Below are 23,164 nucleotides of genomic sequence, written 5' to 3'. Positions count from 1 at the left end.
TGTATGCGGCTGCTAACGTTTATTCTAGGATGTTTACTGGTGTGCTGCGCAATGGGAGCGCAGGCACAAACCGGCTCGATCAGTGGGGCCGTCGTCGACTCGCTAACCCGCAAGCCACTGATGGAAGCATCGGTTTCGTTGTTGTCGGCGCGTGATTCGTCGCTGGTCAACTTCGGGATCACGGATGGAGACGGAAAATTTACGTTTCCTAAAGTAGCGGTGGGGCAGTACCGGGTACTGATTACGTATCTGGGTTACCAAAGCCGGTCCCGCCGGGTCTCGCTTTCGGCTAACGATCTAACGGCCAACACGGGCACTATTGATCTGGTTGGTCAGTCGCAGACGCTGACTGAAGTATCGGTACAGGGAGAGCGGGCACCCATCGCCGTTAAGGGCGATACGCTGGAATTTAACGCGGGCTCGTTCAAAACCCGGCCGAATGCGCAGGTGGAGGAACTGCTTAAAAAGCTACCGGGTGTTGAAGTCGACCGCGACGGTAACGTAAAGGCACAGGGCCAATCCGTGACTAAAGTATTGGTCGACGGCAAACCGTTCTTCGGCAACGACGCCAAAATGGCTACCCGAAACCTGCCCGCCGACATTATCGACAAAGTACAACTATTCGACCAGTCGTCGGAGCAGTCGGCTTTCTCGGGCGTGGATGATGGCGACCGGGAGAAAACCATCAACATTACCACCAAACGCGATAAGCGTAAAGGGTCGTTCGGGCAGCAGACTGTCGGAGCTGGACCGCAAGCCGGTGACCGGATTGACGGATCGGATGCTCGCTACTCCGGACGTGTTAGTCTGAACCAGTTCAACGATGGACGGCAGATTTCGGTGCTGGGCATGGCGAACAACATCAACCAGCAGGGATTTACGGCTCAGGATTTAGGCCTGGGCGGTAATTTTGGCGGTGCTGGTCAGGGTCAGGGTGGTGGCGGTGGCAGTAACCTAATACGGGGTGGTGCGAATGGCGGTGGCGGCAATGGGGCCGGTCAGGTAGGGAGCAACGCTATTACGTCGTCCTGGGCAGGAGGGATTAATTACCGCGACGGCTGGGGCAAGAAAGTAGACGTTGTGAGCAGCTATAACGTTAGCAACACCAATACGCTCACTAACCAGCAGAGCCACCGCGAGAACGTAATACCCAGTGGAACGGCGGGGTCAACGACGCGGTCGGATGCCGGTTTCATTCGCGACCAGACGAACGGCTCGGATAATACCAATACCAACCATCGGGTGAACCTCCGGCTCGACTACCGAATTGACTCGCTGACGACCCTGCGGGTTATCCCGAACCTGTCGTGGCTGAACTCCAGCTATATGAATCAGAGTTCCACCCAGACGCTGACGAATGAGGGCGTGCTGGCTAACTCCAGCCAGACGAATTACAACTCGAACGGGAACGGATTTAACGGGAATAATTCGTTGCTGTTTCTGCGGAAGTTCAGAAAGAAAGGGCGGACATTCTCGGTGAACTGGAACATCGCGATGAACGACCAGAACAACAATGGCATCAACCGGGCACTGAATCAATTCAACGGTTCATCGACCAGCCTGACTTCGGGCATCATTACCCGCGATTCGCTGACAGGCGTTATTACGCAGACGATCAATCAGCGGAACGACCAGGTAACAAACTCGATGACGAACGCGATCAACGTGAGCTACACCGAGCCCCTGTCGATGCGCCAGACGCTGGAGTTTCACTACAATCTGTCGAACAACCACAATACGTCGAACCGAATTGTCAATGATTTCAACGCGGAGACGAATCAGTACGACCGGGTGAACACGCAGTTGACGAATAATTTTATCAACGATTTCGTCACCAACCGGGGCGGCCTAACCTGGCAAACCCGACGGCTGAAGTATAACTACGCGTTTGGCGTCGATGCGCAGCAATCCAGCCTGAACTCGGATAACCTGAGCCGGGAGATTCGGATCAACCGGACGTTCAAGAATATCCTGCCGAACGCGCTTTTCACGTACAACTTCGGCAAGCAGCGAACGCTACGTATCAACTACCGTACCCGCATCAACGCGCCATCGGTGACGCAGCTACAGCCGGTGCCGGACAATACCAACCCACTGAACATCCGGAACGGTAATCCGGCATTGCAACCCGAATACAGCCACAGTATTAACCTGAACTTTAACCGGTTCAACTCGGCTACGTTCCGGAATATGTTCGTATTCATCAACGCCAGCCGGACCAATAACAAGATTGTCAACTCGACGGAATTCTCGGCTAACGGAGCGCAAATAACCACGCCGGTTAATACGGATGGTTATTATACCGTTAATGGCTCGTTCGTGCTGGGACAGCCGGTGCAAATCGGTACGCAAAAGACGAACATCAACCTGAATACGAACCTGACGTATAATCAGGGGACAAGTTTTGTGAACAACCGGTCGAACCAGGCCAAAAACTGGCTGGTAGGGCAGGGGATTCGGCTGAGCTCTAACTTTTCGGAGAAACTGGATCTGAATCTTTCCGGGAACATTAACTGGCAGACGGCGCGCTACTCACTGCAACCCCAGCAGAACACGACCTTCCTGAACCAGACCGTTACGCTGGATATGTTTTATCAGCTGCCGGGCGGATTTACCTTCTCGACGGATGTGTACTACAACCACTACGGCGGCAGCTCGGCTAACTTTAATCAATCGTACACCCTTTGGAACGCTACGTTGGCGAAGCAGTTGTTTAAGCAGAAACAGGGCGAACTACGCTTGCAGGCGTTCGACTTGCTGAACCAGAATCAGAGCATCGTGCGGAACGTAACCGATACGTATACCGAAGAAGTACGGAGCCGGGTGCTGAACCGCTACTTTATGGTTAGCTTCGTGTATAACCTACGCCGGTTCGGGGCGGGTGTTACGCCCCCCAGCGATCCGTTCCAGCAACGGGACCGGGGCAACCGCGGATCGGGTGGACAAGGTGGTGGCTTTCGCCGGAACGGATAAGTAAGCATTGATGAATACCGACCACCTTATTGATCGTTTCTGAACGAGATCGGTAAGGCGGTTTATCTGTTTATCAATTGCTCGATGTCCGTGGCTGCTCGCTAATACGAACCGAGAAGTCGGGGGCTTGTTGCGCCAGCAGCACGGCTGGAAAGAGCAAGAGAACGAAAAGCTTGGTCATGGTTGGCCGTGGAGGAAATAACGAAAACAGCCCGGTAACCCTAGGCAAGGTTACCGGGCTGAAAAATAGCAATTTGGTTATTGTCAACTACTTGATATACCGAAAATCTTCGTTGCCTTGCAGCGCCAGCAGCGTTTCGTACATGAGCTTGATGACGTTCTGTACATCGTCCATATGCACCGTTTCGACGGTGGTGTGCATGTATTTCAGCGGCAGCGAAATCAACGCTGACGCGACGCCTTCGGTAGCGTAGGCAAAAGCGTCCGTATCCGTACCGGTCGACCGGCTCACGGCCTGCCGCTGGAACGCGATACCTTTCGTCTCGGCTACGTTGATGAGGAAATCGAGCACGTTGTTCTGTACCGCAGGACCGTAGCATAATACCGGTCCGTCTCCGCATTTCAGATCGCCCTGTTCCTTTTTGTCGTACTTCGGCGACTGCGTATCGTGCGTTACGTCGGTACAGATCGCCAGATCAGGTTTGAGCCGCCGGGCAATCATCTCGGCTCCGCGCAGGCCAATTTCTTCCTGTACGGCGTTGACAACGTACAGCGTAAATGGCAGCGTTACGTTGTTCTCTTTCAGCAGCCGGGCCACTTCCGCAATCATAAACCCACCCATGCGGTTGTCGAGTGCGCGACCCACGTAATAACGGTTGTTCATCTCCATCAGACCGTCCGTAAACGTGCAGACAGTACCGACATGAATCCCCATATCCAGAACTTCCTGTTTGGTAGCCGCGCCCACGTCGATGAACAGGTCAGTTACCTTGGGAGCAACGTCTTTCGCCAGATCGCGGACGTGAATGGCGGGCCAGCCGAAAACGCCTTCGACAACGCCTTTCTTCGTGTGCAGATTGACCCGCATCGACGGCGCAATCACCGCATCGGAACCACCATTCCGGCGAACGAACAGGTAGCCATCGTCGGAGATATAGTTCACGAACCACGAAATCTCATCGGAGTGGGCTTCGATTACAACTTTGTAATTCGATGAGCCTTTGATAACACCGACTGCGGTGCCGTACGTATCGACAATGTATTCGTCAATGTAAGGTTTGAGGTAATCCAGCCAGATCTGCTGCCCCGATGATTCAAATCCGGTCGGGGAGGCATTGTTGAGGTACTGGTACAAAAACTGTTTACTCTGTTCGTTCATTACGGAGTGAAAAATTGGTCTAAAAATTTTTTGAGTGGTCTAAGGGGCTGGTGATTTGGATCGAGATTCCAGTGTTTTTTATTTCGGTAATCGCGATTGCGATCTTTTATCTTTTCTTTTTCTGAATCACTCGTTCCAACTAAGGTCTCTACGTAAGCATAAATCTTAGTCTTGTTAGCAGGTGTGGTGAAAGCCCCTGAATCTGTATTGGTCGTCTTGTGACCACTTAGGCAAGCTTCGAAGGACGACCAGCAATCAAAGATGACTTGATTGTCTGGGCAGACAATCTCCTCAAGTAAAGTCTCTATCTCACCGTCTCGATGATTGTCAGGAAGTAAGAAATAAGAAAAATTCAGCTTTTTACTGTGGGCTTCTAATTTGTCCCTGTTAACCGAAAAAGGCTCATCTGCGTCGAAAATAACAATAGCTGTTATGTCTTGAGCTGATAGTTGTTGAAAAACTGGAATCAGTTTATTCGTTTTTCCGGGTGAGTCGAAAGCCGTTTTGCCATCCAAAGAGATGATGTCTCCGCCCGGCTTGTCCCACTTACCTAATGCTAGCCTAATGTCGTACCATTCTTCAATTACGTCTTGCAGGAATTTCTGATCGGTAACGCCTTCAACAAAAATCTGTACGTTACTCATGCTTTTCCACCTCGTGTATTGAAGCCTATATTCAAAGCGTACTCAAATTGTTCAAAATCGTACGTAACCGCTTTTACTTCCCCACGCTTATTTTCTATAACTGAAATATTTCGGGCATCTTCTTGATACTGTTGCATTTCGGGCTCTTCCAACGCTTCAATAAATGCTTGCTGACATTCAAGACTATGTGTCGTAGCAAAAAGCTGGACATTGTACTTAGCACATAGACGAATAATGACTTTCCAGTACTCTTTTAATCGCGTGAAGTGAATACCGGAGCCAATTTCGTCTATCATGAGACGTTGATCTTGAGCAAGAAATATTTCTAGAAGAAACCGAGTATATTTCACCGTCCCTTCTCCAAAGTAGGGAAGTGGTAAGATAGAGTTACTATTTAGTAATGATACTCCAAGTACTTCTTGGTTGGGCGAGAGTTTATGAGGACGTAATTCTTCTAAGTTACTTATAAATAATTTTAAGTTATTTTCAATTTCTCGCCTTGATTCCTTGTTTGGGTTTACGTATAGATAGTAAATATTCAGTAAGTCAAAGTCATAATTTAGGTTCGATGGTATGTATGGAATATATGAGCCGACAAAAGCAGACGTTATGTTTGGGTCGGAACCTTCAAAATAAGCAGGTATCATTTGCCTATGCACCCACTGATTAGCATCATTCATGTAGGACACTTTTAGCCAATAACTAGGAATAATAGGTGTAATTGCTCTATTGACGATTTCTTTTTCTGTGTCAACTAGATCTAGATTTGGTCTCAATTCAATAACTAGGCTGAACTTGTCAATTGCATTGATGCTAATTTTTATCGGTAAATCAGGGCGTTTGAAAATAGACTCCCAGAATCGAGTTTGTAGTATGTCGTTGAAATCTGGCTTTTTCTTCTGGAATTGGTAGTTCCCTCTGGATGAAATTGTTGTCCAAAAATTTGTCAATAATCTTGTAGCATCTACATCAAACGTCAACGCTTCCAGCACCGACGTCTTCCCCACGTTATTATCACCCACGATCAAGTTGAACTGTCCCAGATTGTTCATCTCGAATGAGTCGAATCTCTTAAAGTTCTCAATCTTGAAATAGGTGAGATGCTGCTTTTCCATAGTTACATACGGTGCTGTATAGGCAAATGTAAGGAGTAGCGACAATAATCGTTCTAAAACCCAATTCGCTCCCGTTTCTGTTCGACACCCATGGCGCGGGCCAGTTCGAACGCTATCCGCTCGTCGTACTTCCGTTTCCAGTACTCGGCTTCCAGATGAAGTTTATCCAGCTCGATTTGCTGCTTCTCGTTGACCAGCCGCAGCGTTTCAAGCTCATGATTGGTGACGTCGATGGCCTTCTCATCAATGACCTGCGCGGGAATGGCCTCGTCCGTCAGCAGGATTAGCAGCGAAATGTTCAGCGCGTCGACAATCTGGGTGAGCCGGGCGATGGTAAGATCGGTTTTGCCCCGTTCAATATCACCATAGGCGGTGGTGGACAGGTGGAGCAGCGAAGCCATATTTTCCTGTGATAAGCCGCGCTGTAGTCGATTCAGGCGTATTTTTTCTGCAATGGATGTCTTCATATCAAGTAAATTCGATAAAATCTAAACCAGAACCGACAAGGTTTTTCGGGAGGATAACGCAATTTTGTGACGAAAGGATTCTCGAAACTTACACCAAGCGTTATTCGTTTGCTAACTAAAGAGTAAACCCAATGATGAATTACGAAAAAGAATTTCGCAAGTACGCTGTACACCATATGGGCCTGAACGGCCTGACCGTCGATGGCTACATGAACCACACGGTTGAAAACATGACCCGGTCGGTAATTGAGGAACGGCCGATGAATTTCCGGGAAGTTGACGTGTTCTCGCGTCTGATGGCCGACCGGATTATTTTCATGGGGCTACCCGTGGATGACAATATCGCTAACATCATCGTGGCGCAGCTGCTGTTCCTGGAATCAGCCGATCCACGTAAAGATATCCTGATGTACCTGAACAGCCCCGGTGGTTCAGTGTATGCGGGTCTGGGTATTTACGACACCATGCAGTACGTTCGTCCGGACGTGGCAACGGTCTGCACCAGTCTGGCGGCTTCGATGGGAGCTGTCCTGCTGGCCGGTGGTGCTCCTGGCAAACGGTCGGCACTTCCTCACGCCCGCGTTATGATTCACCAGCCTTCGGGTGGCGCACAGGGTCAGTCGGTTGATATCGAGATCACCGCCCGTGAGATTGTGAAACTGCGCGTTGAATTGTACGAAATCCTGGCTGCTCACTCCGGTAAAACCGTTGAGGAGATCGAGAAAGATTCGGACCGTGACAAATGGATGCGGGCCGAAGAAGCGAAAGAATACGGTCTGATTGACGAAGTGCTGCGTCGGGAAAAGCTAGCTTAATCAATCTAGCAATACATCACTGACATAGTAACGAAACGCGAAGGTTCACTGCCTTCGCGTTTTTTTATGCCCATTACTCAATTGCGTCGCTGAAGGCGCGTCTACTGTTTGGCGAACTCCCTGCCGAATGATAAATTTGTTAAGGCTGGGGGACAAGAACCTCACAAATGACCCAGATTATTTCTGTTTGGGTCAACAAAGCCAGTACACGATCCGTTAACCAACGGTGATGCTGACCGCTAGGTCGCTGTCGCCAATAACCCGCTTAATTACACTGCAAACCTACATGCCACAAATCAGTTGCTCGTTCTGCGGACGACGTAAGAATGAGGTGATGCTGCTCCTGTCGGGAATCGACGCGCACATCTGCAATCACTGCATTGAGCAGGGTCACCAGGTGGTGATGGATGAAATGCGTCCGCAAAAAAACGACTCGGCTCCGGTCGACATCAAGCTCATCAAGCCTGTCGATATGAAGCGCCACCTCGACCAGTACGTAATTGGTCAGGATGAAGCGAAGAAAACCATTACGGTAGCGGTCTACAACCATTACAAACGGCTGATGCAGACCAAAACCGAGGATGACGTAACGATTGAAAAATCGAACATCATCATGGTAGGGGAGACGGGTACGGGAAAAACGTACCTGGCCCGGTCTATTGCCAAAATCCTGGAGGTTCCTTTCTGCATTGCTGATGCGACGGTTATTACTGAAGCCGGGTACGTAGGAGAAGATGTGGAAACAATCCTGACCCGACTTTTACAGGCGGCTGACTACAATGTTGAAGCTGCCGAGCGGGGTATCGTTTATATTGACGAGATCGACAAAATAGCCCGGAAGGCTGATAATCCCAGCATTACGCGCGATGTTAGTGGCGAAGGCGTTCAGCAGGCCTTGCTGAAACTGCTGGAGGGATCGGTGGTGAACGTACCACCCCAGGGCGGACGTAAGCATCCAGATCAGCGGTTGATTTCGATCAATACCGAAAATATTCTGTTTATCTGCGGTGGTGCGTTTGATGGCGTTGACCGGCACATCGCCAAGCGGATGAATACTCGTCCCATTGGCTTCTCCGGCGATCGTCAGTTGAATGATAGTCTGGAGAAAGAGCATTTGATGCGGTACATCTCGGCATTGGATCTCAAATCGTTCGGACTGATTCCGGAGTTAATCGGCCGATTGCCCGTTCTGACGCATCTGGAGCCGCTGGACAAAGAAGCTCTGATGAAAATTCTGACCGAGCCCAAAAACGCCATTACGAAGCAGTACGACAAGCTGTTCCAGATGGAAGGCGTAACGCTCCACTGGGACACCAGCGCGTTGAATTATATTGTTGATCAGGCTTTGTCATATGGCTTGGGAGCGCGCGGATTACGGTCAATCTGCGAATCGATTATTACCGATGCCATGTTCGAGATTCCATCGCAGGTGGGTGTAAAAGAGCTAGTCGTTAGCCTGGAATACGCCCGGGAGAAATTTGGCAAAGCAAGTTCCTTTCAACTGCGATCCGTTGCCTGAACACGCTTTATGCAGCAAACAAAGAAGCCCGGTTTTGTCAAAAACCGGGCTTCTTTGTTTGATAACGTAGATTTTTAGGCGAATTGACTAACAAACGCAGTAAGGTCCTGTTTACACCATCGACAATCGTATGTTCTATTTATAATCGACTGATTTTATGAAAAACAGTACAAACGTTCTGGTTGCTGGTCTGCTGATGACGACCTTTTTCGCTTCGTGCAGCCGTCCAGTAGCTTACTTTCAGAAAAGCTCGCGTGAGCATTTCGCCCCAACCACCACTGTTGCACAAGCTACGCCCGCTCCGGCTGCTGTTAACGTAACTGAGGTTACCGCCGTTGCAGAAGCTCCTGCAACCGCCCAGCAAGTAGCCCAGGCTAATGCCGCCGTCGACCAATTAGAAGCATCGGTCAACAAAAATGCCGCACTAGCCTCTGACAAAAAGGTACAGAAACGTCTGAGTCGCGTTCGGACAATGATGGCTGCTGCTACAGCCAAAGCGTCAACCGCTGCGCCAACCGACGTAAAGTCGACTCAGAAAGCCAACCTAATGGAGCGGCTGATGATGAAGAAAATGAATAAAAAGATCAACAAACAGCTGGCTCCTCAAAACCCGGAAAAAGCCATGTTGAGCGTAGGAACGCTGTCTGCAGGTGCCGTACTTGTGCTGATTGGCTTACTGTTGCTGTTGTTGACCACCGGCTCAGCGGCTACTATCGGTCTGGTATTGCTCATTGTCGGTGCAATCCTGCTATTGGTTGGTCTACTGTAAGCCTGTAATGAACCTGTGCTGCTACGTTCAAACCCTGATTTGACCTAGTAGCACGGGCTTTATTTGTTGAACGCTCGGTCATTTTATCTGTACATAACAAAATATTTGCGACTGCTATCCAACAAACAGGTACGGTTTGAGTTGTTGACAGTGGTAACCAATTTCTTCATTTAAAAATCCCCCCTTTATGAACACCATCTCCAAGCAAATTTGCGCAGCACTGTTGGGTGTAGCCGTTTTTACCTCATGCAGCCGTCCTGTTGCCTATTTTCAGCCATCACAGGCTGAGCGGTTCCACACTCAAAAAACGGAAAGTGTAGCCGCTACAGTCGCTGCACCGTCGGTTGAAGCAGAGCAACCTGTAGTAGCTGAAGTAGCAGCGACGACACCGGAAGCAGCAGTAACGCCAGCGGTTCAGGTAGCCCAGGCTAAAGCCGCTATGAGCCAGGTTGAAGCCTACGTTCGCAACGACAGCAAACTAGCGTCAAACAAAAAATTGACGAAACGTATTGCACGGGCTAACGAAATGCTGGCCAACGCCGGAACGAAGGCCTCTGTAGCGACCAACGCTACTACGGCTAAGAAAATGTCGTTCGCTGAGCGGATGGTGATGAAGAAGCTGGACAAGAAAATCAAAAACCACGTTGCTCCAGAAGAAGCTAAAGTAATGAGCCGTAACGTACGGAACGGTATCATCATTGGCGCCATCGGTCTGATTCTGAGTCTGATTTTTGGTGGTCCGATTGGTATTATCGGTCTGGTTCTGCTGGTAGTCGGTATCGTTCTGATCCTGCTGGGCGTTCTGGAATCGTAAGCGATAGCAGAACTGAGAAAGAAGAAGCACTGGTAATGGCCCGACGGTCATACCAGTGCTTTTTTCGTATCAACCTGATCGAACTTGTAAGGCTTTGAAGTAAAGAGAATACACGAAGTTTTCGGTACTTTTTTCATGTATTGCCTAACAAAGGCAACTGTATGGGGTTTCTGGGATAAAACTCAACTAAATTTTCAACCTGTATTATTATGCAGACATTCTCCAAACAAGCGTGTGCCGCCCTGCTGGGTCTGATGGTCATGGCTTCCTGTAGCCGTCCAGTAGCTTACTTTCAACGGGGACCCGTTGACCACTACAAAACTAACGTAGCGACGGTAACTCCAGTGACTGAAGCCGCACCGGAAGTAGGCGTGGCCGAAACGCCCGCTGTAGTCCCATCAGAAGCAACAGTCGCTGAGGCCGAAGCCCAACTCGTTCAGGCAAAAACGACCATGAACGAAGTGGAGGCTTATGTGCGCAACGACAATAAACTGGCTTCGAATAAGAAGCTGACAAAGCGAATGGAGCGCGTAAAAACGATGCTCAATAGCGTATCGGCTCAGAAATTAGCTACAACGGCTTCGGCTAAAAAAGCTGGTCTCGTTGAGCGTATGGTGGCAAAACGCCTGGACAAGCAGGTGAAAAATAAACTGGCTCCCGAGAGCCCAACCAAAACGATGGCAAGATCAATGCTGACGATCGGTGTGATCGTAGCGGTCGCTGGTCTGCTGTTGTTACTCATTGGTAACACGGCCGGTGCCGTAATCGGTGGTATCGCACTCGTTGTCGGTTTAGTACTGATTCTACTGGACCTGTTAGCGTAATAAACAACGTATGAAGGAGCCGCTAACTCTGGTGCTCATTCATGGTCACGGCGTCGATGCTTCCATTTGGAATAGCATCGACGCCGATTTAGTATCGGCCATGCCTGTGCTCAAACCTGACTTCTCCCGGTCGACGACCCGCACGACGATTGAGGGATACGCCGAAGAACTGGCTAATTACCTACGCAACGTGCAGGCCAAGCGGGTTGTGCTGGTTGGTCATTCTATGGGTGGCTACATCGCACTGGCTTTTACAGAGCGCTACCCAGCATTGGTAGCGGGTTTGGTCTTGTACCATTCTACGGCCACCGCCGACACCCCTGAGCGACGGGAACAGCGGCAAAAAACGATCGAAGAACTGAGAGCGCAGGGAAGTACTCCGTTTATTGAGCGGCAATTGCCCAAAATGGTGTCGCCCGCTTTTCCTTCCGACAAAGTGAAGCAACTCGTTGCTTCCTATCGAACGCTGCCTGCCGATGCGCTGGCTGTGGGCATGGGAGCTATAATGGGTCGCCCGGACCGGACGCACGTGTTGCGGGAGGCTACTATACCCATGCGATTAGTGTTGGGGAAGGACGATCAGCTGATTCCGTACGAGCAAACACGGCAACTGGCCGATCTGTCCGATCAGATCGATGTAGCGCTTATTGATCAGGCCGGGCATCTGAGTATGATTGAGCGGCCGAAAGAGTCGGTAAACGTATTATTGTCGTTCCTTGATCGACTGTAAGATAAGCACTAAATAACAGCGAGAAGGAGTCTGTAGGCTCCTTTTTGTGTAATAATACCCCCATGCAACGCGGATTATCCGTAAACTTGCACACTAGTTTATCCCTCTGTTCCGAAACAGGTCGTTCCGGAGCGATTACCTCTATAATCTGCTGATAATGGCTGAGCTATTTAACGTTTATCCGCTGTATGACATCGAGCCCGTGCGTGCGCAGGGCAGCTACCTCTGGGATGTTAACGGTACCCGGTATCTGGATCTGTATGGCGGTCACGCCGTTATTTCGGTGGGGCACACGCACCCTCGTTACGTCCGGGCGTTAACCGATCAGCTGAATAAGATTTCGTTTTACTCCAACTCGGTACAGATCCCGCAACAGCAGGAACTCGCCGACAAATTAGGGGCCTTGTCAGGTCTTTCGGACTATGCGTTGTTTCTCTGCAACTCTGGCGCAGAAGCCAATGAGAACGCATTGAAACTGGCGTCATTTCATAACGACCGGACAGAGGTTGTCGCATTCACGAAAGCATTCCATGGCCGGACGGCGGGAGCGGTGGCCGCTACGGACAACCTGGCTATCGTAGCCCCCGTTAACTATAATAAGCACGTCAAATTTCTGCCTTATAATGACGTAGCAGCGGCTGTGGCTGGTATCACCGATCAGACCTGCGCGGTTATCATTGAAAGTATTCAGGGCGTTGGGGGGATTCAGGTTGCTACTAGTGAATTCCTTCAGGCGATCCGCAAGCGGTGCGACGAAACCGGCGCGGTTCTCATTTTGGATGAAGTGCAGTGCGGTTACGGCCGGGCGGGTAAATTCTTTGCCTATCAATTCAGTGGCATCGAGGCTGATATTGTTTCGATGGCGAAGGGCATGGGTAATGGTTTCCCGATTGGTGGCATTTTGATCTCGCCCAAATTCAAAGCCAGTTATGGCCTGCTCGGCACAACGTTTGGCGGTAATCACCTGGCCTGCACGGCTGGTATTGCCGTGCTCGACATCATGAACGACGAAGGGCTGCTAGAAAACGCGGTGCGTGTCGGCAATTACTTGTTGGACGGTATCCGGCAGATTGGCGGCTACAAAGAACTGCGCGGTCGCGGTCTGATGATCGGAATCGAGTACGACTTTCCGGTCGATACCCTACGTAAAACGTTGTTGTTTGAGCACAAGCAATTCACCGGCGTAGCGGGAAAAAATACGATCCGGTTGCTACCATCACTGGCGCTCGGTATCGACGAGGCCGATCTGTTTCTGGAAGCGCTGCGCAAAGAAGTGAGCGCAACCGTTTAAGCAACGTAAAGTGCCGTTTTTATCATTCCGACCGGGGCACTTAGTCATCTGGAGGAATGATAAAATTGAGCGGCCCCCTTAGTAGAAAAACAGGCCACTGGTCTGAGCCGTATCGTTTAGACTACCCAGATCAGTAGTTGAATTCCCGAATGACTAGCTAATTCAATGACCAATTTCCTTTCGCTGGCTGATGTCACCGACCTCGATGCGTTGATCCAGTCCGGCCGCGCGGCCAAAGCCAACCCATTTGCTGATCAGCAAATGGGTAAAAACAAAACCATCGGTCTTATTTTCTTTAACTCCAGCCTGCGGACACGGCTCAGTACCCAGAAAGCCGCTCAAAACCTGGGGATGAATGTCATGGTCATGAATGTAGGCCAGGACAGCTGGGGGCTGGAAATGGAAGAAGGCGTCCTGATGAATGGCGATAAAGCTGAACACGTTCGCGAAGCTGCGGCCGTTATCGGGCGATATTGCGACGTGATTGGCATCCGGGCTTTTGCCGAGTTACAGGATCGGGATAAAGATTACCGCGAACAAGTTATGCACCAGTTCGCAAAGTACGCTAAGGTGCCTATTGTCAATCTGGAATCGGCGACGCGGCATCCGTTGCAGTCACTAGCCGATTGTATTACTATTGACGAAGCAAAAACCAAACCCCGGCCAAAGGTTGTATTAACCTGGTTACCACATTTCAAACCCTTGCCACAGGCCGTTGCGAACTCGTTCAGCGAATGGATGGGCGCGTGTGCTCAATCGGGCGATGTAGATTTTGTCATGACTCATCCAAAAGGTTACGAACTCGCCCCTGAATTCGTTGGTAATACACCAGTTATCTACGATCGGGAGGAAGCCTTTGCGGGAGCCGATTTCATCTACGGTAAAAACTGGTCGTCGTACAATCAGTACGGTCAGGTGTTAACGCAGGACTCTTCCTGGGCTGTAAATATGGAAGACATGGCGCTGACGGATAGTGGTAAGTTTATGCACTGCCTGCCGGTACGTCGCAACCTGAAAGTGTCTGACGCCGTACTGGATAGTCCGCAGTCGTTAGTTGTTGAGCAGGCCGCTAACCGCGAATGGTCAGCGCAGGCGGTGTTAAAAGAGATCCTTCTGTCGTTATGAGTGAGCTTACCGTAGTAAAAATCGGCGGAAACGTAATTGACGCGCCCGAGGCTCTATCCCGTTTCCTCAAAGCCTTTGCTGGATTGCCCGATGCCAAAATATTGATTCACGGCGGGGGTAAAATCGCTACGCAGGTTGCCGAGAAACTAAATATTCCAACGACGATGGTCGACGGTCGGCGAATTACCGATCAGTCCATGCTTGACGTTGTGACAATGGTGTATGGTGGTCTGGTGAACAAGCAGATCGTGGCGAAGCTACAAGTCCTGAACGTAGACGCAATTGGTATGACCGGTGCGGATGCCGGGACTGTACTGGCGCACAAGCGTCCGGTGAAGGAGATCGACTACGGATTTGTGGGCGATATCGAGGAAGTCAATTCTGGGCAGATTCAGTTCTTTCTTCGGCAGGATTTGACGCCCGTCTTTGCTCCGCTGACCTATGACGCCACAGGAAGCTTGCTCAACACGAATGCCGATACGATGGCATCAGCCATTGCACTGGATATGGTGCGTCATAACGACGTAACGCTGGTGTATTGTTTCGAGAAAAAAGGCGTTCTGTTGAATCCGGACGATGATAACAGCGTCATTAATGAATTAACGCCCGCACTCTACGCCGATTATAAAACGGCTGGTGTGATCAATAAAGGAATGATTCCTAAGTTGGACAACGCGTTCAACGCACTACAGAACGGCGTGAAGAAAGTGATTATCTGCCACGCTGATGACGTAGCGGCCGCCGTTGTGCAGGGGGCAGGAACAACATTAAAGCTGTAAACTGGCTTCCTGCTGAGCTAGCATCGTTACCACGCGCCGGACACCAACAAACCGGCGCTGGTAATAATCCGCATCCAGATAATCGTAGCGGACACCGCCATTCCAGGCCGAATGGATAAACTTGATTTTGTTGCCAATAACTTCGGTGATCAGGCCGACGTGACCAATTCGGCTGCTGCCCGAACTGTGGCCTTTGAACAGGATCAGGTCGCCGGGTTGGGCGTCTTTTTTCTCGACGGCTTCCCCTACGTTACCTTGTGCGGCACTGGAGTGAGGTAATGCAATACCAAATTTGCTGAAACAGAATCGAGTAAAGCCTGAACAATCGAAACCCCGGATGGAGGTGCCCCCTGATCGGTACCGGACGGCTAGATGCTTACGGGCGAAACCGATTACATCACTAACGATGGGCAGTTGTTCGTAAAAAGATTCTTCAGTTACGGTAGGTACCTGTGTTACGGCGGGTACGGTTTGCGCTTGAGCCATGCCAAACGAGACAACAGAAAATGCTGTCAGGAGCACTTTTTTGATCATAAAAAGAGGTCAAAGCCAAATTACGTGATATAAAAGTAGAAGACTGTGGAATAAATGCCAAACTATTTGGGGATTTATTTCCACAGTCTTCTACGAAATTTTTAGTGCCACGTCCGTAAGCCGTTGACTGTGAGTTGACTTAGGCAATCATAGGAGTAAAGAAAAATATATAATTTAATATAGGCTTAATAGACTATTTACGCAGTGTTTGGCCAAAAGAGTACAAAAAAGCCATCGGCTCCCACCTTGTGCGGGAGTTCCGATGGCTTCGAAAAAAGAAATGAATTGTAAGCTTAGAACCAGCCTGCTCCTGGAATACGGAAAGGCCAGGGGATAGATGCCAGAATCAACAGCAGACCGATTCCGTAGAAAATACCGATCAGGCGTTGTTTCGTAACAGCATCGTCTGCCCGTTTGGATTTAGAATACCCGATGGTGATCAGCACAATAGCGATTAGCATACCGGCTGTGTGCTCGGCCGTATAAAATCGATAGATCTTTTCGCTCATCATCGAGAAATTAACTTTGGGGCTGATGAAGAACAGCAACAAACCAATCAGCAACTGGGTATGAACAGAAATTAAGGTAAACAGGTACAGTTTGCGGTTGCCGTCCGTGTAGCCGCTACGTCCCTGCCATTTGGCGATGGCTGTTACAACAGCAACAACTAATAAGATAAGAGCAATCCAGCGGAGGCCAGAGTGGGCGTGTACGAGACCAGGGTACATAAAGCAGATAGTTTTACGGTAATTGTCCGGCAAAGAAACAACCAAACCGCCAACTTACGCCCATCAATGCGTGTTTGCTACGTATGATTCTTTACAATACAACATACAGCGTAGCTGTTGAGAGTGGACCAGACTGGGTGAGTTGGATGAAGAAATTCTACCTACCCGCCGTTATGGCAACGCGTTTGCCAGTTGGCCACAAAATGCTACGGTTACTGACCGAAATCGATAACGGGGGACTGACGTACTCGGTGCAGCTCAATTTTAACGACATGGCCGATTATACAACATTCCTTGATCTGCATGCTGAACCTATACAGAAGCGAATCCAACATCGGTTCGGTGGTCAGTTTGTGTCGTTTGATACGTTGCTTGAAGAAATCTGAGACCTGCCGTCTAGTAAATACGCGCGTGTTGAGTTGTAGATAAGCCCGATGGACTGGATTTTCGTCTTACGTATATCCAGCCATCCATATGTCTACACCTTTACTTAAACGATTACTGCTGGTCAGCAGGCTCATTGCGTTTGCACTAATTCCGCTGACTGTACTCGGGCAGCTTACCGTTACGTTCCCCCGGCCGCATACGGTCCTGCAACGAAATAACGCTAATCAAACAATCATGACGATTTTGGGCACCTGTCCTAATCCTGCCGAGCGGGTGGAGTGGCGTGTGCTTGCCCGGAACGCGGGACAGGGAATTAATACCGACTGGGCGGTCCTGGACGCAGCACCGACACAGGGGCAGTATCGAGGGCAGGTGAACGTTAACGGAGGTTGGTACCGGCTGGAAATCCGGTCGTGGTCCGGAGGAGTTGCTGCGACCGAAGTGGTACAGCCTGTTGGGGTCGGCGAGGTATTTGCTGTGGCGGGGCAGTCGAATGGACAGGGGATTTTTGGCTATGGCGCTGTCAATCCCGCCGATGAACGGGTTGTCTGTTCATCGGAGCGAAATATCACGGATACGACCCGGCTCCCCATCCCGTTTGTTGGAGCACCTATGTCAACAACTGGCTACGTAGCCCCCCGGGGAGAAAGTGCCTGGTGCTGGGGACGATTGGGCGATCGGCTGGCGGCTCGCTTCAATGTACCGGTAGCGTTTTACAACACCTGCTGGTCAGGGACGGCCGTTCGGAACTGGCGGGAAAGCATTACGGTCGACAGTACCGCTACGTCGTATAACGAATTTTTCCGGCCGGGTATGCCTTACGGGAATCTGAAGCGGGTGGCGCAGGATTACGTACCGCTGACGGGGTTGCGCGCTGTACTCTGGCACCAGGGCGAAGCCGAGTTTTATGATATCAACCCCGCAGCCCCCAACTACGCATCCGATCTGGAAACGGTCATCCGGCAATCACGACAGGATATGGGTTATCAAATCCCGTGGATGGTAGCGCGGGCGTCGATGGACAATAACCTGTACTACAACTATAATTTGCGCCAGTACGCGCCGGTGATCAACGCACAGAATCAGGTTATTCAGAACGGAGTGCAGGTATACGCTGGCCCAAATACGGACGTCGTACAAATGCCACGGGAGGACGTTGTACACTTTACCAACGATGGCATCCGGCAGCTTGGCGATGCTTGGTTCGAGGCCATGAACGACGACTTCTTTCGAAATACCACCCCCGTACTACCCACCAACATCCAGGCTACTGATCTTAGCCTGTCGCTGTCGGCCGATGCAACCGCGCCTAATCTGAATGCGCCCGTCCGTATTTATGTCACGGTACGAAACGAAGGAGCGGTGGCCGCCAATAATGTACTAGTACGAAGCTTACTGCCAGGGCCGCTGCTCTTCATGGATGGGGAAGTTTCGCACAAAAGGGGATTGATTTCGGCCATCATACCCAATCTGCCCGCGGGGACAACGGCAACCCGTTCGTTTCTGGTGCGCCCAAGTCAGGAGGGAACGTATCGCTTTGCGGCAGAAGTTGCCCGGATGAACGAGCTTGATGTCGACTCGCGGACAAACACCAGTATTGGGGATGGGCAAGATGACCTGGCATTGATCAGCCTTCGCACTCGTTCGGCAGGTAATCAGGTGTTCGCTACCCCCTTATCCGTTAATGCGCCATCCTTACCACTGGTAGCTTCGAACCAACCTGTCGCTGACGCGGACAAAGCTGATTTAAGTCTGCAATTGGCCCTTAGTAGCCAGGTTATTTCTCCTGGCCAACCTATCACGGTCAGTATAGTGGTCAGCAATCGGGGCGGTCGGCCGTCGGGGGGCGTTCAGGTGGGTTGCCAATTACCTGCGGGGCTGGCATTTCTGGACGGTGCTGGTATGCGCCTGGAAGCAGGTGTAGTACGGGGAAACCTGGGCGATGTGACCGCCGGAGGATCGGCAACATTACAATTTCGAGTAGCCGCACAGCAATCCCTGTCCGATAGACTAAAAGCGCAGATTGAACTGGCTGCCGTAGCCGACCCTGATTCCACGCCTAACAATGGCTACGACAATGGCGAAGACGATACGGCACAGGCTGTATTGCGAACCTATTAGCTTCAGGATAACAAAGCGTTAGGTGGGTTAATTTTATGGTTTTACGGATATAGAATAGGGCGAAAACTATATTCAATTGCCGTAAAGAATAGAAAGGTATTGACGTCTGAATTCTGGCAACGAATTTGTACTAATCCGTTTAAACAAATAGGGGCTCTCATCGCTTTTACTTGAGGAAATAAACAATACATCGCGCCTAATAGCGCGGTTTCTGATACCCTCTAGCGATATGACGACTCAAACAAAGACCTCAGCAGTATGGACGCATAACCCAAAGAACGTAGCATTTATTGGTGATTATCTACCACGCCAGTGTGGCATTGCTACGTTTACGTCCGACCTGTACAAGTCGTATGATTCGTTTATTCCAGATTCCAACGCAATTGTCGTTTCTGTAAACGACACATTGGAAGGATACGATTACCCCAGTGAAGTCCGGTATGATTTCTATCAGCATGATCAGGATGCATACCGCAAAGCGGCTGAGTTCATCAATTCAAAAGATCTGGAAGTTGTTTGTCTGCAACACGAGTATGGTATTTTTGGCGGCCCAGCTGGCAGCCATATTTTAACGTTGCTGCGTAACTTGACCATGCCAGTTGTTACGACCTTTCATACTATTCTGAAAAACCCCAACGAAGAACAACTGCTGGTGCTCAAGAGCATCGCTGATTTATCGGCGCGGGTCATCTGCATGTCAGAGAAAGGCCGGGACTTCCTGATCAATATTTACGAAGTTCCCAAAGAAAAGATTGATGTTATCATGCACGGCATTCCTGATATGCCGTTCGTCGATACGCACTTCTACAAAGATCAGTTCGGTCTTGAAGGTAAACAGACACTGTTAACCTTTGGTCTGTTGTCGCCTAACAAAGGCATTGAAACCATGATCAAGGCACTGCCACGCATCGTTGAGCAGTTTCCAAACGTGGTGTATATGGTCTTGGGCGCAACCCATCCGCATCTGATCCGGCATGAGGGAGAAGCATACCGCGATAGCCTGAAAAAGCTGGCTGAAGACTGTGGCGTGCGCGACAACGTTCGGTTCTACAATCAGTTCGTTGAACTGGAAGACCTACTGGAATACCTAGGTTCCGCCGACATTTACGTAACGCCTTACCTCAATCCGGCGCAGATTACGTCTGGTACATTGTCTTATGCACTGGGCTGCGGCAAAGCTGTGGTATCGACGCCATACTGGCATGCGGAAGAACTGTTAGCTGATGGCCGTGGATCACTGGTTCCATTCGGTGAAGCTGATGCCTTCGCAGATGCGATTATTGATCTGCTTAGCGATGAGGGAAAACGGCACGCCATGCGGAAACGCGGATACATGCTGGGTCGTGAAATGATCTGGTCGCAGGTGATTCAGCAATATTCACATTCATTCGCCAAAGCGCGGCAGGAGCGGGTGAGCGTAATCAATAACCAGACTCCCTACACGATGGGGGGGAACGGAAGCACCGCCTTCAAATTACCAACGCTGCGACTGGATCATCTATACCGGCTCACCGATTCGACCGGTATCGTACAGCACGCTCGTTATCACCTGCCTTTCTACGACGAAGGCTATTGCACCGACGATAATTCGCGGGCGCTTCTGCTGGCCACTATTTTGCAAGAAGCCGGCATGGATGATATGAAGCTGAACAAGGCGGCCGATGATTATTGCGCCTTCTTGAATCACGCCTATTCAGAAGACCACCGGCGGTTCCGGAACTTCATGAGTTATGATCGACGCTGGCTAGAGGACGTTGGTTCCGATGACAGTACCGGTCGGACCATCTGGGCGCTGGGCGCCGTTATTGGCCGTTCCAAAGACCGCAACGCGGTGACCTGGGCGCTGAACCTGGTGGAGAAAGTCCTGCCGAGTGTTGCTGAGATGGCATCGCCAAGAGCTTGGGCCTTTGCTTTGTTGGGTATCTGCGAGTACCAGAAGAGGTTCAACGATGACCGGCTGGCTAAAACCATTCAACATCAGCTACTGGATAAACTCCTGTTCCGATACACGGAAACTGCTACCGAAGAATGGCCTTGGTTTGAAGATACGCTCTCGTACGATAATGCCGTGTTGGCACACGTTATGATCCGGTCCGGCGAAGAACGACTTATTCAAATTGGTTTGAAATCGCTGCAGTGGCTAATCAAAGAACAGACAGCCGAACGGGGGCATTTCCAGCCAATCGGTTCCGACGGGTTTTACGTTCGGGGCCGCACCCGGGCTTATTTTGACCAGCAACCCCTCGAAGCGCAAAGCACGATGTCGGCCTGTCTGGCTGCGTTTGACGTAACGGGTGACGAAGAATGGCACCGGACAGCAATCCATGTGTTTAAATGGTTCCTGGGTGGCAATGATCTAGGTTTGCCGCTGTACGATCAGCAAACAGGTGGATGCCGTGACGGTCTCCACATCGACCGGGTGAATCAGAACCAGGGAGCTGAATCGACGCTGTCTTACCTGCTGGCCCTGGCTGAGTTATATCACGTGCAGAAAAAACGGGTTCAGACCAAGGCCGCACCTGTGTCGATGATTGCACTCGCCAACGGCTAATTTATCCGTCATTTTACAATCATCAATAAACTGCCCGATAATTGCGGGAGAAAAGACGTTGACAACAATCTGCGGTTAATTAGCGAACTGTCATCTTGTTTTCAACGTCTTTTTCGTTCTTGCTTGCAGTTACACCGTACCTGATTATTTATGAGTTTGAAAGCAACGCGCACCGGTATCGTACTCCGACCTGATCCAACCCGGGTTTTGTTCCGGCCCTTTGATCTGGGTAGCACTACTCGCACACTGAAAATTATTGCCCGTGTCAACTCCATGACGGACGAGGAAGCGTCCGCCAAACTCGACGAAGTCATTCGGGAATTTGGGGGGAGACATTACAAACTCGAACGCTTTTTGTTGCAGCGTTTCGAGCAGATAAAACAGCACCTGTTGACCGACGAGCCCCAATCAAACGAGCGACAACTGTTGCTGGGAGCTTACTTCACGATGGAGTATTCCCTCGAATCAGCAGCTTTGTTTAACCCATCCATGGTGTGGCACCCGGATCAGACAAACGTTCCGCCTGGCTACAAGCGGTTCGTAATCAGCCTGCGGGCAACGGGCGAAGGACACGTATCGTCCATTTCGTTCCGCATGGGCTACATTGACGAAGAAGGGAAGATTGTTCTTCGCAAGCCATCGCGTTACGTAACCGCGCCCGATATTGTTCCGAATCACCGCTTTACCCGCGCCCAGTTCGAACGTAAGCTGTACGAATTGCGACTGGAGAACAGCATTCAGGAGAAGATGATGACGGGCCTGGGCGAAGAGTTCAGTCTGTCGGAACTGGAGCAGCAGATCAAACGCGTTTTAGCGCAATATCGTTACAACGCCGAGTACGACACCATCGCCAGTGGACTGCTGGCCTTGGCAAAGTCGAACTACGAGATTCACTTTGACGAAGATCAGAGCCTGGATGAACGGTGTATCTTTCCTACGTCGCCGAACGAAACAAACGGAATTGAAGATGCCCGGTTTGTGCAGTTTACTGATGATAACGGAGAAGTTACGTACTACGCAACCTATACGGCCTACAACGGACGCGTAACATTTCCGCAACTGCTCGAGACAAAGGATTTTACGCATTTTAGCGTCAGTACCTTGAACGGGGCTGAAGTGTCGAACAAAGGTATGGCGTTATTCCCTCGGAAGATCAACGGTAAATACGTTATGATCTCCCGGCAGGACGGAGAAAACATCTACCTGATGTACTCCGATGATCTGTACTTCTGGCAAACAAAAGAGCTGATTCTGAAGCCAACATACCATTGGGAGTACGTGCAGTTAGGAAACTGCGGATCGCCTATCGAAACCGAAGCAGGCTGGCTGGTGCTGAGTCACGGCGTCGGCCCCATGCGGAAGTATGCCGTGGGCGCTTTCCTGCTGGATCTGAACGATCCGAGCAAAGTCATTGGCCGCACGACTGAGCCAATCCTTAGCCCAGACGAGAATGAGCGGGAAGGATACGTGCCAAACGTTGTCTATAGCTGCGGGGGGCTGATCAGTGGCCGCGATCTGATTATTCCTTACGCCATGGCTGATTACGCCAGCAGTTTCGCGACGGTTAACGTCGACGAGCTATTAGCGGAACTGACTGGTAAAAAGAAGCCAGAAGCCGTTGAACACGTAACAAGGTAAG

At 50.4% G+C, this 23,164-nt stretch carries 20 protein-coding genes; 14 read left to right on the top strand and 6 right to left on the bottom strand.

Translation table 11 applies throughout. From position 1 onward, the window contains the following. Nucleotides 1-3: 3 nt before the first annotated feature. On the top strand, nt 4-2,973 hold the full coding sequence (locus ACYVAD_RS06780; protein WP_461138723.1) for an outer membrane beta-barrel protein: 2,970 nt from the start codon (nt 4-6) through the stop codon (nt 2,971-2,973). 268 nt (nt 2,974-3,241) lie between these two features. Here ACYVAD_RS06780 and ACYVAD_RS06775 read toward each other — a convergent pair whose 3' ends face one another. From ACYVAD_RS06775 to ACYVAD_RS06760, 4 genes are read right to left on the bottom strand one after another with little or no spacing between them, the layout of a single operon-like run. Next, nucleotides 3,242-4,312 (bottom strand): M42 family metallopeptidase, encoded by a 1,071-nt coding sequence (locus tag ACYVAD_RS06775; protein WP_461138722.1) that lies wholly within the window; start codon nt 4,310-4,312, stop codon nt 3,242-3,244. Beyond that, nucleotides 4,312-4,956 (bottom strand): DUF3226 domain-containing protein, encoded by a 645-nt coding sequence (locus ACYVAD_RS06770; RefSeq protein ID WP_461138721.1) that lies wholly within the window; start codon nt 4,954-4,956, stop codon nt 4,312-4,314. The genes ACYVAD_RS06775 and ACYVAD_RS06770 overlap by 1 nt, the downstream gene beginning before the upstream one ends. Beyond that, nucleotides 4,953-6,071: an AAA family ATPase gene (locus ACYVAD_RS06765; RefSeq protein WP_461138720.1), complete on the bottom strand. Its 1,119-nt coding sequence runs from the start codon at nt 6,069-6,071 to the stop codon at nt 4,953-4,955. Before ACYVAD_RS06765 ends, ACYVAD_RS06770 begins: the two co-directional genes overlap by 4 nt. 53 nt (nt 6,072-6,124) lie before the next feature. Continuing rightward, the gene (locus ACYVAD_RS06760; RefSeq protein ID WP_461138719.1) at nt 6,125-6,538 is read right to left on the bottom strand and encodes a helix-turn-helix domain-containing protein; all 414 of its coding nucleotides are present in this window, start codon (nt 6,536-6,538) and stop codon (nt 6,125-6,127) included. 134 nt (nt 6,539-6,672) lie between these two features. Between ACYVAD_RS06760 and ACYVAD_RS06755 the strand changes: the two genes are divergently transcribed. The 9 genes from ACYVAD_RS06755 (at nt 6,673) to argB (ending at nt 15,204) form a co-directional block, all read left to right on the top strand. Next, on the top strand, nt 6,673-7,353 hold the full coding sequence (locus ACYVAD_RS06755) for a ClpP family protease (protein ID WP_461138976.1): 681 nt from the start codon (nt 6,673-6,675) through the stop codon (nt 7,351-7,353). Nucleotides 7,354-7,639: 286 nt separating this feature from the next. Further along, nucleotides 7,640-8,872: an ATP-dependent Clp protease ATP-binding subunit ClpX gene (gene clpX, locus ACYVAD_RS06750; RefSeq protein WP_461138975.1), complete on the top strand. Its 1,233-nt coding sequence runs from the start codon at nt 7,640-7,642 to the stop codon at nt 8,870-8,872. 157 nt (nt 8,873-9,029) lie between these two features. Next, nucleotides 9,030-9,641, top strand: coding sequence for a hypothetical protein (locus ACYVAD_RS06745; RefSeq protein WP_461138718.1), 612 nt, complete (start codon nt 9,030-9,032; stop codon nt 9,639-9,641). 187 nt (nt 9,642-9,828) lie between these two features. Further along, on the top strand, nt 9,829-10,455 hold the full coding sequence (locus ACYVAD_RS06740) for a hypothetical protein (protein ID WP_461138717.1): 627 nt from the start codon (nt 9,829-9,831) through the stop codon (nt 10,453-10,455). Between the two features lie 209 nt (nt 10,456-10,664). Continuing rightward, nucleotides 10,665-11,279, top strand: a complete 615-nt coding sequence (locus tag ACYVAD_RS06735) for a hypothetical protein (protein WP_461138716.1) — start codon at nt 10,665-10,667, stop codon at nt 11,277-11,279. 10 nt (nt 11,280-11,289) lie between these two features. Then, nucleotides 11,290-12,009, top strand: a complete 720-nt coding sequence (locus ACYVAD_RS06730; protein ID WP_461138715.1) for an alpha/beta fold hydrolase — start codon at nt 11,290-11,292, stop codon at nt 12,007-12,009. A 157-nt stretch (nt 12,010-12,166) separates the two neighbouring features. After that, a complete protein-coding gene (locus ACYVAD_RS06725; RefSeq protein ID WP_461138714.1) occupies nt 12,167-13,300 on the top strand; it encodes an aspartate aminotransferase family protein in 1,134 nt (377 codons plus the stop codon). Between the two features lie 165 nt (nt 13,301-13,465). Next, nucleotides 13,466-14,425: an N-acetylornithine carbamoyltransferase gene (locus ACYVAD_RS06720; RefSeq protein WP_461138713.1), complete on the top strand. Its 960-nt coding sequence runs from the start codon at nt 13,466-13,468 to the stop codon at nt 14,423-14,425. Further along, nucleotides 14,422-15,204, top strand: coding sequence for an acetylglutamate kinase (gene argB / locus ACYVAD_RS06715; RefSeq protein WP_461138712.1), 783 nt, complete (start codon nt 14,422-14,424; stop codon nt 15,202-15,204). Before ACYVAD_RS06720 ends, argB begins: the two co-directional genes overlap by 4 nt. Here argB and ACYVAD_RS06710 read toward each other — a convergent pair. Further along, complete coding sequence (locus ACYVAD_RS06710) at nt 15,193-15,738, bottom strand: C40 family peptidase (protein WP_461138711.1); 546 nt, start codon at nt 15,736-15,738, stop codon at nt 15,193-15,195. The genes argB and ACYVAD_RS06710 overlap by 12 nt on opposite strands. Nucleotides 15,739-16,031: 293 nt before the next feature. Next, nucleotides 16,032-16,466 carry a cytochrome B gene (locus ACYVAD_RS06705; RefSeq protein WP_461138710.1) on the bottom strand — a complete coding sequence of 145 codons (435 nt, stop codon included), beginning with the start codon at nt 16,464-16,466 and terminating at the stop codon, nt 16,032-16,034. Between the two features lie 83 nt (nt 16,467-16,549). Here ACYVAD_RS06705 and ACYVAD_RS06700 point away from each other — a divergent pair, with 83 nt between their 5' ends. The 4 genes from ACYVAD_RS06700 (at nt 16,550) to ACYVAD_RS06685 (ending at nt 23,163) form a co-directional block, all read left to right on the top strand. After that, complete coding sequence (locus ACYVAD_RS06700; RefSeq protein ID WP_461138709.1) at nt 16,550-16,852, top strand: DUF4286 family protein; 303 nt, start codon at nt 16,550-16,552, stop codon at nt 16,850-16,852. A gap of 88 nt (nt 16,853-16,940) precedes the next feature. Beyond that, complete coding sequence (locus ACYVAD_RS06695; protein WP_461138708.1) at nt 16,941-18,974, top strand: sialate O-acetylesterase; 2,034 nt, start codon at nt 16,941-16,943, stop codon at nt 18,972-18,974. Between the two features lie 229 nt (nt 18,975-19,203). After that, nucleotides 19,204-21,525, top strand: coding sequence for a glycosyltransferase family 4 protein (locus tag ACYVAD_RS06690; RefSeq protein WP_461138707.1), 2,322 nt, complete (start codon nt 19,204-19,206; stop codon nt 21,523-21,525). Nucleotides 21,526-21,675: 150 nt separating this feature from the next. Continuing rightward, nucleotides 21,676-23,163: a glycoside hydrolase family 130 protein gene (locus ACYVAD_RS06685; RefSeq protein WP_461138706.1), complete on the top strand. Its 1,488-nt coding sequence runs from the start codon at nt 21,676-21,678 to the stop codon at nt 23,161-23,163. Nucleotide 23,164: the final 1 nt, after the last annotated feature.

This window comes from Spirosoma pomorum (genome assembly GCF_054776615.1).
Note: the sequence above shows the minus strand (reverse complement) of the source record. Positions and strands in the feature narration are given on the sequence as shown.

Excerpts from the sequence above, each read along its gene's own strand:
- ACYVAD_RS06690 (WP_461138707.1), top strand. The coding sequence starts at position 19,204 with ATGACGACTCAAACAAAGACCTCAGCAGTATGGACGCATAACCCAAAG.
- ACYVAD_RS06725 (WP_461138714.1), top strand. The coding sequence starts at position 12,167 with ATGGCTGAGCTATTTAACGTTTATCCGCTGTATGACATCGAGCCCGTG.
- ACYVAD_RS06775 (WP_461138722.1), bottom strand. The coding sequence starts at position 4,312 with ATGAACGAACAGAGTAAACAGTTTTTGTACCAGTACCTCAACAATGCC.
- ACYVAD_RS06760 (WP_461138719.1), bottom strand. The coding sequence starts at position 6,538 with ATGAAGACATCCATTGCAGAAAAAATACGCCTGAATCGACTACAGCGC.
- ACYVAD_RS06740 (WP_461138717.1), top strand. The coding sequence starts at position 9,829 with ATGAACACCATCTCCAAGCAAATTTGCGCAGCACTGTTGGGTGTAGCC.
- ACYVAD_RS06745 (WP_461138718.1), top strand. The coding sequence starts at position 9,030 with ATGAAAAACAGTACAAACGTTCTGGTTGCTGGTCTGCTGATGACGACC.
- ACYVAD_RS06685 (WP_461138706.1), top strand. The coding sequence starts at position 21,676 with ATGAGTTTGAAAGCAACGCGCACCGGTATCGTACTCCGACCTGATCCA.
- argB (WP_461138712.1), top strand. The coding sequence starts at position 14,422 with ATGAGTGAGCTTACCGTAGTAAAAATCGGCGGAAACGTAATTGACGCG.
- ACYVAD_RS06700 (WP_461138709.1), top strand. The coding sequence starts at position 16,550 with ATGATTCTTTACAATACAACATACAGCGTAGCTGTTGAGAGTGGACCA.
- ACYVAD_RS06765 (WP_461138720.1), bottom strand. The coding sequence starts at position 6,071 with ATGGAAAAGCAGCATCTCACCTATTTCAAGATTGAGAACTTTAAGAGA.
- ACYVAD_RS06705 (WP_461138710.1), bottom strand. The coding sequence starts at position 16,466 with ATGTACCCTGGTCTCGTACACGCCCACTCTGGCCTCCGCTGGATTGCT.
- ACYVAD_RS06770 (WP_461138721.1), bottom strand. The coding sequence starts at position 4,956 with ATGAGTAACGTACAGATTTTTGTTGAAGGCGTTACCGATCAGAAATTC.
- ACYVAD_RS06720 (WP_461138713.1), top strand. The coding sequence starts at position 13,466 with ATGACCAATTTCCTTTCGCTGGCTGATGTCACCGACCTCGATGCGTTG.
- ACYVAD_RS06780 (WP_461138723.1), top strand. The coding sequence starts at position 4 with ATGCGGCTGCTAACGTTTATTCTAGGATGTTTACTGGTGTGCTGCGCA.
- ACYVAD_RS06710 (WP_461138711.1), bottom strand. The coding sequence starts at position 15,738 with ATGATCAAAAAAGTGCTCCTGACAGCATTTTCTGTTGTCTCGTTTGGC.
- clpX (WP_461138975.1), top strand. The coding sequence starts at position 7,640 with ATGCCACAAATCAGTTGCTCGTTCTGCGGACGACGTAAGAATGAGGTG.
- ACYVAD_RS06735 (WP_461138716.1), top strand. The coding sequence starts at position 10,665 with ATGCAGACATTCTCCAAACAAGCGTGTGCCGCCCTGCTGGGTCTGATG.
- ACYVAD_RS06755 (WP_461138976.1), top strand. The coding sequence starts at position 6,673 with ATGAATTACGAAAAAGAATTTCGCAAGTACGCTGTACACCATATGGGC.
- ACYVAD_RS06695 (WP_461138708.1), top strand. The coding sequence starts at position 16,941 with ATGTCTACACCTTTACTTAAACGATTACTGCTGGTCAGCAGGCTCATT.
- ACYVAD_RS06730 (WP_461138715.1), top strand. The coding sequence starts at position 11,290 with ATGAAGGAGCCGCTAACTCTGGTGCTCATTCATGGTCACGGCGTCGAT.